Source organism: Deinococcus sp. QL22, assembly GCF_023370075.1.
In the GTDB taxonomy this organism is placed as follows: Bacteria; Deinococcota; Deinococci; order Deinococcales; family Deinococcaceae; genus Deinococcus.
Window position 1 is genome coordinate 1,365,001 of the sequence record NZ_CP097149.1, and the last position, 11,558, is coordinate 1,376,558.

At 63.2% G+C, this 11,558-nt stretch carries 10 protein-coding genes (1 of these 10 running past the window's edge); 4 read left to right on the plus strand and 6 right to left on the minus strand.

What is annotated here, in order from left to right; translation table 11 throughout:
- On the minus strand, positions 1–26 hold the beginning of the coding sequence (locus M1R55_RS06645) for a polyphosphate kinase 2 family protein (protein ID WP_249393897.1). It extends 781 nt beyond the left edge of the window; only the first 26 of its 807 coding nucleotides appear in the window; its start codon is at positions 24–26; the stop codon falls past the left edge of the window.
- Between the two features lie 156 nt (positions 27–182).
- Positions 183–1,406, minus strand: a complete 1,224-nt coding sequence (locus tag M1R55_RS06650; protein ID WP_249393898.1) for an MFS transporter — start codon at positions 1,404–1,406, stop codon at positions 183–185.
- 174 nt (positions 1,407–1,580) lie between these two features.
- Between M1R55_RS06650 and M1R55_RS06655 the strand changes: the two genes are divergently transcribed.
- From M1R55_RS06655 to M1R55_RS06665, 3 genes are all read left to right on the plus strand, one after another.
- Positions 1,581–2,675, plus strand: a complete 1,095-nt coding sequence (locus M1R55_RS06655; RefSeq protein ID WP_249393899.1) for a LacI family DNA-binding transcriptional regulator — start codon at positions 1,581–1,583, stop codon at positions 2,673–2,675.
- A gap of 143 nt (positions 2,676–2,818) precedes the next feature.
- A complete protein-coding gene (gene galE, locus M1R55_RS06660; protein WP_249393900.1) occupies positions 2,819–3,811 on the plus strand; it encodes a UDP-glucose 4-epimerase GalE in 993 nt (330 codons plus the stop codon).
- A gap of 162 nt (positions 3,812–3,973) precedes the next feature.
- On the plus strand, positions 3,974–5,323 hold the full coding sequence (locus M1R55_RS06665) for a M20/M25/M40 family metallo-hydrolase (RefSeq protein WP_249393901.1): 1,350 nt from the start codon (positions 3,974–3,976) through the stop codon (positions 5,321–5,323).
- A 276-nt stretch (positions 5,324–5,599) separates the two neighbouring features.
- On the opposite strand, the gene M1R55_RS06670 is transcribed toward M1R55_RS06665, so the two are convergent.
- Entirely contained in the window at positions 5,600–7,006 is a 1,407-nt protein-coding gene (locus M1R55_RS06670) for an RtcB family protein (RefSeq protein ID WP_249393902.1), read from the minus strand.
- Between the two features lie 305 nt (positions 7,007–7,311).
- On the opposite strand from M1R55_RS06670, the gene M1R55_RS06675 reads away from it, so the two are divergent.
- The gene (locus M1R55_RS06675) at positions 7,312–7,830 is read left to right on the plus strand and encodes a hypothetical protein (RefSeq protein ID WP_249393903.1); all 519 of its coding nucleotides are present in this window, start codon (positions 7,312–7,314) and stop codon (positions 7,828–7,830) included.
- Positions 7,831–7,908: 78 nt separating this feature from the next.
- Here the strand turns inward: M1R55_RS06675 and M1R55_RS06680 are convergent, their stop codons facing one another.
- The 3 genes from M1R55_RS06680 to M1R55_RS06690 form a co-directional block, all read right to left on the minus strand.
- The gene (locus M1R55_RS06680; protein WP_249393904.1) at positions 7,909–8,964 is read right to left on the minus strand and encodes a S9 family peptidase; all 1,056 of its coding nucleotides are present in this window, start codon (positions 8,962–8,964) and stop codon (positions 7,909–7,911) included.
- A gap of 5 nt (positions 8,965–8,969) precedes the next feature.
- Positions 8,970–9,953 (minus strand): S9 family peptidase, encoded by a 984-nt coding sequence (locus tag M1R55_RS06685; RefSeq protein ID WP_249393905.1) that lies wholly within the window; start codon positions 9,951–9,953, stop codon positions 8,970–8,972.
- A gap of 243 nt (positions 9,954–10,196) precedes the next feature.
- Positions 10,197–11,540 carry a D-alanyl-D-alanine carboxypeptidase/D-alanyl-D-alanine-endopeptidase gene (locus M1R55_RS06690; protein WP_249393906.1) on the minus strand — a complete coding sequence of 448 codons (1,344 nt, stop codon included), beginning with the start codon at positions 11,538–11,540 and terminating at the stop codon, positions 10,197–10,199.
- Positions 11,541–11,558 lie beyond the last annotated feature (18 nt).

Sequence of the window (11,558 nt, forward strand, 5' to 3'; positions counted from 1 at the left end):
TTAACGCGGTACTGGTCGGTATTCATGCCGGGGAGCGTAGCATGTTGCCGAACACCGGGTATTGGGCGTGGCTTGCGAATCGGGAGGGTACAGTGCTAGCCAAACTGGACTCCACTTGTGCTGCCACGCCCCTGTTCAATCCCCGATTCTTACACCCGATGTACAAATTAATTTCAACCAATTCAGCTAGGTGGCATTGCCTTTTTCCGCACCAGTGCGAAAGCTTGTCCGCCGAAGACAGCGATGATGACTGCTCCGGCCAAAGCAATTCCCAGAGCGGCGGGTAAGCCGACATGCTGCGCGACAAATCCGATCGCGGGTGGTCCCAGCAAGAATCCGGCGTAACCGATAGTCGCTACTTGCGCGATTCCGTGCCCCGCCAACGCATGCCCAGCGGTGCCGTACATCACAGGAACCACGTTGCTGAGACCCAAGCCAGACAGCGCAAACCCCAAAGTTGCCAGCCAAGGGTCACGCACCAACAGTGCTAGGGCCAAGCCGCCTGCCGTCAGGAGTGCGCCGCCCCGCACCGTGCGTTCGTCTCCTAAGCGGGTACGGACAATGTCGCCGAACCAGCGGCCCAGTGTCATGGCGATCACGAAGGCTGTGTAGCCCCACGTTGCGCTGCCACCCGCCAAGCCCAGGGTATCGCGGAAATACAGGGCCGCCCAATCGTAATTCGCGCCTTCCGAGAGCATGCCCAAAAAGCAGAGTGTGCCTAGCAATACAACGGCGGAGCTAAAGCGGGGGCCGCTGTGTGCGTTATTCTTGCCGGACGGTGAGACCTGGTCTTGTCCAGCAGGGCTAGGTGAAGTGGCCACAATTTGATCGGGCAGCAGCCGCCGGCCTGCCCAAAATGCGGCCAAGGCAGCCGCCGCCACCACGATCAGCGCGTGCGTCAGCATAGGCACACGGCCCACCAACACGGTGCCCAGCAGCGCGCCCGTGACACTCCCGAGGCTGAAATAAGCGTGAAAGCGACTCATGACCGGACGAGCCAAAGCCCGTTCTACGGTGACACCCTGCGCGTTCATGGCTACGTCCATTGCGCCGTTGGCGGCCCCCATGACCGCCAGGGCCAAGGCCAGCACCAGCAGATTCGGAGCCAGAAAAGGCAACGCCAGTGCAAAGATGAAGGCGAACATGGAAATCAACGTGACGCGGTGGCTGCCGTAGCGTGAAGTCCAGCCTCCAGTCACGGGCATGGTGACTAAACTGCCCAACCCAATCGCCAGGAGCGCCAATCCCACCTGTGTTTCATTGAGATTAAGGGCGTCACGGACGCTAGGAATATTGACTGCCCAAGTTCCGAAGACCGCGCCATTGGTCAGAAAGACCAGCCCCAGCGCTTGCCGAGCCATTTCAGAGTGTCGGGGCGTATAGGGAGCAACCTGGGCGTCAGTCATAGCAAAACCTCTACGGAACAGCGGCAATGGGGGAGAAGGGGGTATCAGGGTCTGAAACGATTCAGACCACTCTGGTATACGGTAGCATTCCTTATGCCGTCCGCCAAGACCCCAGTGCCCGCCGCGCCGTCTTCTGAATCCGGGGCGCAGCAGCCAACTGGAGCTGCAGAGAGGATGAGACCACCTTCCCCCCGCCGAACGACTCTACGTGATGTGGCTCAGGCTCTCGGCGTGTCGGTAGCGACGGTCAGCAATGCCTATAACCGCCCCGACCAACTTTCCCCCGACCTGCGTGAGCGGGTCTTCGAGCAAGCGGCGGACCTGGGCTACACGGGGCCAGATCCTTTGGCCCGCAGTTTGCGGCGCGGGCGCACCCAGGTCATCGGCGTGCTGTACGACGCGCCTCTGTCTTACGCCTTTGCCGATCCTGCCGCCAGTTTGTTTTTGGGCGGTGTGGCGCACGCCCTTCAAGATGCGGGCCTCAGTTTGCTGCTGTTGTCGGGCCGCAGTGAAGCCGCGCCCGCCGGAGACGCCGCCCGCAGTGCCAGCGTAGACGGGTTCATCAGTTACGCCACTGCTCATGGGAGCCCGCTGTTAGACGCCGCTCTGACCCGAAATCTGCCGACAGTGTTGGTCGATCATGCAGTGCGCCCGGACGCCGCCGCCTCCGGCGTTCCCCGCCTCGATCATCCAGTCATCGGCATCGACGACGCGGACGGTGCCACACAGGCTGCCGAGCATCTGCTGGCGCTGGGCCACGAATCTATCGGGGTGCTGGCGTTGCCGCTGCGGGCCGATGGTGTGGCCGGCATGATCACGCTGGAGCGGGAACGCCGGGCCACCAACACCCATATTCTGGCCCGCTTGCAGGGCTACCGCGCCGCTTTGCAGGGTACGGCAGCGGCAGATCTGCCTGTGTACGAGGTAGCTGACAACACACCCGAAGGTGGACAGACAGCCGCCCACGCCTTACTCGCGGCGCGTCCAGACACCACCGCCCTGCTGTGCATGAGCGACGTGTTGGCACAGGGGGCATTGGCGGCGGCGGCATCCCTCGGCCTGCGCGTGCCCGAAGACCTGAGCCTCACCGGATTCGACGACATACCCAGCAGTGCCGCACTGAATCTGACCACAGTGCGCCAGCCGACCGCGCAGAAAGGAGAGCAGGCTGGACGTGCATTGTTGGCCTTGCTGGCTGGAGAAACGCCGCCGAACGTGTTGTTGCCGACGACTTTAGTGGTGCGGGGAAGTACGGGGCGGCGGGTCTAAGGGTGACCCGTGAAAGTTCACCTTTGCGGATCCTTGGCGGCTTTTGCTCTTGCCTCTGCCGTTCTTAGACCCTCGACCCTTAAACTTTCCCATAGCTTAGATTGCCAACTCGCCACCCCGAAATCCTTTGCTAACCTACCCCCATGAAACTTCTGGTGGTGGGCGGAGCGGGCTACATCGGGTCGCATACGGTGCGGCAATTGCGGGCGGCAGGACATGACGTGGTGGTGCTGGATAACCTGTCCAGTGGCCACCCGGAAGCCTTGCCCCCCGAAGTGACGTTGGTGAAGGCTGACCTGCTGGACGCCGAAGCCGTAAAAGCCGCGCTGAACGCACATCAGCCCGACGCCGTGATTCATTTTGCCGCGCTGATCGAAGTAGGCGAGAGCATGCGGGCACCGGGGCGCTACTACCGCAACAACGTGCTGGGCAGCCTGAACCTGCTGCAAGCCATCGTCGAAACGCGCAAGATTCCGCTGGTGTTTTCTTCCACAGCCGCCGTGTACGGCACCACCGATGCTGTGCCAATTCCTGAAACGGCCACCAAGCAGCCCGAAAGCGTGTACGGCGAGACCAAGTGGATGACCGAGCAGATGATTCATGCCTTCGGCACGGCGCACGGCCTGCCCTATACCATCCTGCGCTACTTCAACGTGTGTGGCGCGGCTCCGGGCGGCACCATTGGCGAAGCGCACGCCAATAAGACCCATCTGATCGAGCTGGCTTGCCTGACCGCCCTCGGCCAGCGCGACAAGATGATGATTTTTGGCGACGATTACCCCACGCCCGACGGCACCTGTATCCGGGATTACGTGCATGTGCAGGATCTGGCCGACGCGCATGTGCTGGCCGTGGAAGCCCTGCACGGCGGTGGGCAAGTGGCGACCACCTACAACGTGGGCCTCGGTCACGGCTTCAGCGTCCGCGAGGTGCTGGACGCCGTAGACGCGGTGGTGGGCACGCCCCTGACCCGTGAACAGGCCCCACGCCGCGCCGGAGATCCCCCGCGCTTGGTGGCCGACGCCAACCTGATCGTCAAAGAATTGGGATTTAGCCCCAAGTTCACCGACCTGAAAGAAATTGTGGCGAGTGCGTGGGAATGGCACCGCACCCACCCACAAGGCTTTGAACAGTAGATTCGGCGTTTGGTCGGTGTGAAAGGCGTCTAAGGGTCTAGTGTCTAAGGGACTAAGAACAGCTTTTAAGTTCTTGACCTTCCTTAGACCCTAGACCTTTAGACCCTTAGACTGCCCTTCCGATTCCGCTCAAGCCCCCCGCCAGCCGTTACCCTAGGGGCCATGACTTCCCCCCAACCCAGCGACCTGACGGCCCACATTGCACGCGGGCTGTCGGATTTGGCCGAATTTGTCGCCATAGAAAGCGTGAGCGCACAGGGCCGGATGCTGCCCGAAGCGGCGGCCTACGTCACACGACTTCTGGAGGCCGAGGGCTTTACCGTACGCCAGTATCCGGGCACAGTTGCGCCTGTGCTGGTGGCCGAGGCAGGCAGTGGCCCCACCACGCTGCTGATCTACAACCATTACGACGTGCAACCCGAAGACCCCACCGAACTCTGGGACAGCCCGCCCTTTGCCCTGACCGAGCGGGACGGGCGGCTGTATGCACGCGGCGTCAGCGACGATAAGGGCGAGTTCATTTCGCGGTTGGCGGCGGTTCGGGCAGTGCGGGAGCGGCACGGTGGGCAGTTGCCCTTGCGGGTGCGCTGGCTGCTGGAAGGCGAGGAAGAGGTAGGCAGCCCCAGCCTGGACGCCTTTGTGGAATCCCACGCCGACGAACTGCGGGCGGACGGCTGCTGGTGGGAATTCGGCTCTATTACGCCCGAAGGCCGCCCGGTGGCTTCATTAGGTCTCAAGGGCGTGATGTGCGTGGAACTGCGCTGCCGCGTGGCCGACTCCGACCTGCACAGCAGTTTGGGCGCAGTGATCGACAATCCGCTGTACCGCCTTGCCCGCGCGGTGGCCTCTCTGCGCGACGATACGGGCCGCGTGACCATTCCCGGCTTCCATGACGCCGTGCGCGACCCCAGCCCCGCCGATCTGGCCGCCATTGCCACCATCCCCGGCGACGGTCAGGCCGTGCGCGATACCTACGGCGTCACCCGGCCCCTCGCCACTGGCCCCGACTATTTCCGGCGCACCAACCTGCTCCCGGTGGTCAACGTGAACGGCTGGAGCGGCGGTTACCAGGGCGAAGGCAGCAAAACCGTGTTGCCTGCGCACGGCAGCGTCAAGCTGGATTTCCGGCTGGTGCCTGACCAGGATCCAGAGCAGATTCTGGCGCTGCTGCGTGCCCACTTGGATACACAGGGTCTGAGTGATGTGGAAGTCGTGGAACTGGAATCTCACCAGAAGCCCGCGCGTGCCGATGCCGGGCATCCCTTTGTGGTCGCCTGCCTGGAGGCGGCGCGGGAAGCACATGGCGCGGAGCCGATCATTCACCCCAGTAGCGCCGCGAGCGGGCCGATGTCGCCGTTCAACGAGTTTTTGGGTGTGCCCTGCGTGGCAATGGGCATCGGCAATCTGGCCGGGAGGATTCACGCGCCGAACGAAAACATCCTGAAGGTGCACTTTGAAAAGGGTGTAGCGTTTGGGGTGGCGCTGTTGGAGCGGTTGGGCCGGGGGCTTTAACGAATTGGATTTGGGGAGCGTTGGGCTTATCCTCCATTGGTTTCCCTATCCCCCTGACCGCTGAGGAAGATTGATCTTGTCGCGTCTAAGTCGGCTGAATCATCCATCTGAAGCAGAGTTGCCAGTTCATTCGGAAATGCAATTGGCCCGCGGGTTGCACGCACCTTGGAGTCTCACATGCAATTGAGCGGCGACGAGTAGAGGTTGCCACAAAAAAGACCGGGAAACGCCTGTGCCTCAGCGTTTCCCGGTCTTTTTGCTCACCGCTAGCAGTCTTCAAACATCCTCGTTGCCCGTGTCCATTCGCACCACTTTGGGCATGAATTGACCCAGCACATCTACCAAATCCGTCTGGCGAGCGATCACGTCCTCAATGCGCTTGTAGGCTTGCGGCGCTTCATCTATGCCGCCGCCGATCAGGGTGATGCCGTGACGATTCAGGTAGGCCTGCACGTCCTTTTTGGCAAGGGCGTTGATGGCGGCTTTGCGCCCAAGCTGACGGCCTGCGCCGTGGCTGGCACTCGCCAACGCTGCCGGATTGCCGCGCCCACGCACCAGAAAGCCGGGGTCGGCCATGCTGCCGGGAATCAGGCCCAGTTGTCCGGCAGCGGCGGGGGTTGCGCCCTTGCGGTGCACGATCAGTTCCTTGCCGTCTACTTGCTGCCTCCAGGCCAGGTTGTGGCTGTTGCTGACGCGCAGCAGCGGGGTTTCGCTCAGCGCACGGGCCAGGCGGGCATGAATCAGGTCGTGGTTGGCGAGGGCGTAGCGGCCAGCCAGGTTCATGGCGAGCCAGTAGGCCTGGCCTTCCTCGGTGTCCAGCGGGAGCCAGGCCAGTTTTTGGGCACTCTTGTCCAGCGTGGGGTGCAGGTCTTGGGCCAGCCGCGTAAAATGGTTGGCCACCTGTGCCCCAAATCCCCGCGAGCCGCTGTGAGACAGCAGGGCCAGATACTCACCCGCTTCCAGGCCCAGTTCTGGGTCAGCCGCCGTGAGGGTAAACGCCCCAAATTCTGCAAAGTGGTTGCCGCTGCCGCTCGTGCCGATCTGGTTGATGGCCTTCTCATGCAGGTGGCGGAGCAAGGGCAGGGCGTCCCAGCTGTCTTCGTGCAGCACAACGTGGTCTTCACGGTCACGCTTTTCGAAGCCCACGCCCGCGCCAAAGCGGGTATGCCGCATCAGCAGGGCTTTGGCTTCTTCGGTCTTCAGTGCGTCGGGGCGCAGGGGCAGCACGCTCAGCATCATGGAGCAGCCGATATCCACGCCCACGCCATACGGAATCACGGCGTTTTCGGTGGCCAGCACGCCGCCAATGGGGAGGCCGTAGCCCACATGCGCGTCGGGCATCAGCGCACCCGCACGTGAGATAGGCAGGCGCATCGCCACGTCCATCTGCGTGTGTGCACCGGGGTCGATCAGGTCTGCGCCCCATACCGGGTAGGGCAGGGGCGTGGGCCGCAGGTCGCTGGAGGCCCGCGCTTCCTGCACACTGCGCACGGCGATCAGTTCGGCGGCCAGGTGGTCATACACTCCGCCCAGAAAGGCGTCAGGGTTGGCCTGCACGCCGCGCAGTTCGTTCAAAATCTCGTCGCGGCTCAGGCCTGCGCTCTCGCGCAAGGTAGCGGCAGAGAGGGCCAACGCAATCGCTTTGCGCTCAAATCCAAGTTTGGTAATTTGCTTCCCGTTCATCGTCAGTCCTCGTGCGGGAAGCCTCTGTGCTGCTCAATGGGGACTTGCCCGCGTGTTAGGGGGTGGGGGCGCGGCGTAGGTTCACGCTCTTGCCCGTGGGTGTCCTTCGCCAATCGTCCGAATCTGTGTCTGCTGTTCTCTCTATCACTGTGCGCCCTCCCCTGTGGTTGATTCTCTGTTCATCGTCAGTCTGCCGTGTTCTCCTGCCCCGGCACATCGGCAAAGTGGCGCATTGGGGCCGACCAAACCGTCCGGAATGAGTGCCACTTCACGCCCCCATCAGTTTCACGCTTTAAGCTAGACATATGAGAAAATCTGCCCTTCTACTCCTGTGCGTTCCTCTGGCCCTCGCCGCTTGCGGGCCCCGCACCATCCAAGCGCCTGATGCCTACGATGTCAGCGGCAGCCTGGGCGGGAGCTGGGGCACCGAGCCCCGTCTGCGGTTGGCCCTTGTGGGTGCAGGATTCCCCGAAGTCGTGACCAACAACAGCAATCTGGCCCAGAACGTGGTCAGCACGGGCCTCAACGCCTGGAATTTTGGCGTGGATTTGCCCAACGTGCCGGGCGTGGCGGGCGTGTATCAGGTGGTTGCCTACAACGACGCCAACAACAACGCCACTCTGGACGGCACCGAAGTGGACAGCGTGGCCCGCAATCAGCAGTGGCTCATTTACAGCCAGGTCGGGGGCAACGTTCCCGCCACACGCTTCACGCCCGAAATGAACGTGACGCAGGGCTGGAACCTGTACGACAAGCGCGAGGCGATCAGCACTGGCAACCCACGCCCCGGCCAGAAAGTCACGGGCTACGATCTGAGCCGCTGAGGTTCGTGGGTCAAACTCTGCCCACTCCATCCGCCCTGTCTGACATTCCAGTCAGCAGGGCGGTTTCGGATTTTCCCTTCACAGGTTGGCCTTAAAAAACGCCACGCTTCTCCGGAGAGCCACCTGCAAATTCTGGCTCAGGTTGTGATTGTCGCCCTCGTAGCGGTAGGCTTCCACGCCCTGCCCGGCGGCCCTCAAGTCGTCGGCCAAGGCTTTCTGAAATAAATAGGGCACATCGGCGTCGTTGGTGCCGTGATGTAGCTGAATGGGCCTGCCCTTCAGATCGCGTAGCAGGGCATTGGGACTGAGTGCCCGCAGATAGCGGCGGTTCAGTCGGTCTAGCGTGGGTTTGGGGCCAGAGGCGGGCGGATTCCAATCGGTGGCCAGTACATCGTAACCTGCCACCACGCCCGCCCACAGCGACGCGGCTTTCAGGCTGTCGTCGACCAGCATGGCCCGCAAACTCAGTTGGCCGCCCATGGAGTGGCCCCACAGCCCCAGCCGCGCCGGATTTACACGCTTATCGGCCTTCAGGCTGGCGGCGGCGTTCAGCACATCTACCGTGTAGCCCGGGTCGTTATAGCCGCCCAACGCCTCGCCCTCACTGCTGCCGTGCCCCCGGTAATCGCTTTTCAGGGTCACGAATCCGGCTCTGGCAAAGGCGTCCTGATAGGCCACATAGCGTTCGGTGGTGCGGTACTCGTCGGGCGGAATATAGCCGTGATTGAACACGATGGCGGGCCAGCCCCCCTTGGGCGGCGTACCGTTGGGGACGGTCAGCAGGGCATTGATCCGTAGTCCATCGGATTGATAGCTCACCACCTGCCGCGAATAGTTCACGCCTGCCCGCAAGGTTTCGCGCACCGTTAGGGCACTGCCGGGGTACTTCCGCGCCCGGAGCGCCTGCACGCTGATGGGTTGCCGCGCTACCAGGGCTCTCAGCGCCGCGTCGGTCAGGGTGCCGTTTGGGGCGGGCCTGCCGGGTTCAGGTGTGGGTTCAGAAGAAGGGGCGGTGGGCCGTTCAGATGAAGAGCTTCCCGGCAGCGCGAACGGCAGATTCTCCGGCTGGGTCACGGCCACCCAGCCCGCGCCCGCCACCAGCAGCAGCAATCCCAGTTGCACCAGACGCCGCATGGGGCTTACAGGTTGGCCTTAAAGAACGCCACGCTGCGGCTGAGGGCGGTGTACAGGTTGCGGCTGAGGTCGTGGTTGTCGCCGGGATACACGTAGCTCTGCACAGGCTTCCCGACGGCCTTCAGTTGCGCGGTCAGGCGCGTATGGAAGGCCACGGGTACGTCGTTGTCTGCCGTACCGATGTGCAGCTGTATCGGGCCGCTGAGGTCGCTGAGGTACGAATTGGCCGCCAACGTATCCCAGAATTTGGGATTGGATCTCGGTGTGCCGTATTTGGCGACGGCTTTCTCGCGCAGGGCCAGCACCGACTTGGGAATAGACGCCGGAACAGGACTGGGCCACTCGTTCATGATCTGGTTGTAATCGCCCACCACGCCCGCCCAGATCACGCCTGCCTTGACTTGCCGGTCTATCACCATGGCCCGCAGGGTCAGGAAACCGCCCATAGAGTGGCCCCACATCCCGATTCGGGCCGGATTCACGCGCTTGTCGGCCTTCAGGCTGGCCAGCGCGTTCATCACATCGGTGGTGTAATCGGGGGCAAAATAGCCGCCCAGCGCCTCCCCCTGGCTGCTGCCGTGCCCGCGGTAATCGCTTTTCAGGGTAATGAATCCGGCCCGCGCAAAGGCGTCTTGATAGGCCACGTAACGCTCGGTGGTGCGGTACACCTTGGGCGGGATGTAGCCGTGATTGAACACGATGGTGGGCCAGCCCCCTTTGGGCGGCGTACCGTTGGGCACGGTCAGCAGGGCATTAATCCGCAATCCATCGGACTGGTAGCTGACCACTTGCCGGGAATAGTTGGTTCCAGCCCGCAACGTTTGTTGCACGGTCAGGGCGCTTGCCGCATAGGTTTTGGTTCGCGCCGCCGGAATGCTCATCTGGGAGGCGTCCAATCTGGCAAGTGCCGCCGCCGACTGCGCCTGTGCCGGGGAAGAAATAAGGAGAGCCGTAATTGCCACGCCGAACCCGCACCGCTTGAACGTCATGCCTGCACCCTAGCGGCATGGGGCGGCAAATATCGGGCGCGAGCCTACCAACGCGGCCAGAGTTTGCCTTGAGGTTGCTCTTAAAGGAAGCTCAGGAGGTGTATGGAAGAGGTCTAAGGTGCTGGGGCGGGTTCGGTTACGGGGTGGCTGCTTTTCTAGCCCTGGAGATGAGTCTGGTTATCATCCTTCCCCCGGCCCTTAGCCGCCTTTTCTCGGGCCCACAACCGACAACCCCCACCCCATTCAGTGCGCCGCCGCCACCGCCCGCACCATCTGGTCTTGCACACCGCGCAGGGTCAGAATCGGGGTGGTCTCGGGGCCGTTCATCAGGATAGAAAAGGCCAGCGTTTTGCCGCTTTTGGCAGTCACATACCCCGCCAGCGCACTGACCCCCGGTAGCGTGCCCGTCTTGGCCCGCACATCCAGCCCTGAATTTTGCAATCTCAGGGCCATCGTGCCGCCGCGTCCGGTGTGATCGGGGTTGTCGTCGCCTGTGCCAGCCTGGGGCAAGGCCTCGGCAAAAGCGTTGCGGCGGGTGCGGTACACGGCGGCGGGCAGAGGTGGAGTCGCCCCAGACTGGGCATACGGCAAGTCGTGCAGCACGCTCAGGAGTTGCACCAACGCGCGGGCGGTCAGGCGGTTTGCTCGGCTCAGGCCGCTGCCATCGGCCAATTCGATTCCGGTCAGATCTACTCCCATGCGGCGCAGGGCGGCCCGCTCCCGCAAGAGGGCACCTGCCAGCGTGCCTCGCCCCAATGGTGTGGCGGCCAGTGTACCCAGCAGTTCCTCGGCCTTCAGATTGTCGCTGGGACGCAAAACCGCAGCCAACACTGGCGCGGGCGAACCACTGCGGACGCTGGCAAGGCCCTGTTCAGGGCGACGCTTGACGGGAATCAGCGGGTCAGGCGGCAGCGGTTGGCCGTCCTCATCTCCGCGGGCTGGGGCGACGTAAGGCGTGAACTTGGGAGCCACGCCCACCACGTCCGAACCCACCTGTATCCCTGCCCGCCGCAGTTCGGCCACCAACGCCGCCCCCGCTCTGGCCCGCGCTTCCTGTGCCGATAGGGGCGGATTGTTTGCCCACTCACTCAGGCGCACCGCCGTCATGGGCACGTCTACGATCAGGTCAGTCCAGCCGTCTGCCCGCATCTGAGATTCATCGAGCCGCACGGCATTCACGCGGCGCAGGCCACGCGCAAAGGCTTGCTTTGCCAGAGACCGCAGACTGTTGGGGCCGCCCGCCACACTCAGGGTCGGGTCAGCACCGCCGCGCAGGGTCAGGGCCGATACACTGTTTTGGCCCACTTCTGCCGCTGGCACGGTCAATTCGGTACTCCACCAGCCGCCCGCGCCTCCCCGGTCTACCAACACCGATGCCGCCGTCACCAGTTTTTGGGTGCTGGCCGGAATCATGGCCTGGTCGGGTTGTAGGGCTTCCAGCACTGAGCCGCCGCCCACTTCGCGCACCAGCACCGACACCTGAACCCCGTCTGGCACACCTCGCAGCACTTCCCGAACGCCTGCGCTGAGGCCGGGATCGCGCACCAGATGTACCGCGACGGGCACGGTGGGAGAAAGGGCCGCCAAAGTGCCAGAAAGAAGGAT

What these genes read in the sequence shown, in the direction of transcription:
- M1R55_RS06650 (WP_249393898.1), bottom strand. Translation starts at nt 1,406, where the DNA reads ATGACTGACGCCCAGGTTGCTCCCTATACGCCCCGACACTCTGAAATG.
- M1R55_RS06655 (WP_249393899.1), top strand. Translation starts at nt 1,581, where the DNA reads ATGAGACCACCTTCCCCCCGCCGAACGACTCTACGTGATGTGGCTCAG.
- galE (WP_249393900.1), top strand. Translation starts at nt 2,819, where the DNA reads ATGAAACTTCTGGTGGTGGGCGGAGCGGGCTACATCGGGTCGCATACG.
- M1R55_RS06665 (WP_249393901.1), top strand. Translation starts at nt 3,974, where the DNA reads ATGACTTCCCCCCAACCCAGCGACCTGACGGCCCACATTGCACGCGGG.
- M1R55_RS06670 (WP_249393902.1), bottom strand. Translation starts at nt 7,006, where the DNA reads ATGAACGGGAAGCAAATTACCAAACTTGGATTTGAGCGCAAAGCGATT.
- M1R55_RS06675 (WP_249393903.1), top strand. Translation starts at nt 7,312, where the DNA reads ATGAGAAAATCTGCCCTTCTACTCCTGTGCGTTCCTCTGGCCCTCGCC.
- M1R55_RS06680 (WP_249393904.1), bottom strand. Translation starts at nt 8,964, where the DNA reads ATGCGGCGTCTGGTGCAACTGGGATTGCTGCTGCTGGTGGCGGGCGCG.
- M1R55_RS06685 (WP_249393905.1), bottom strand. Translation starts at nt 9,953, where the DNA reads ATGACGTTCAAGCGGTGCGGGTTCGGCGTGGCAATTACGGCTCTCCTT.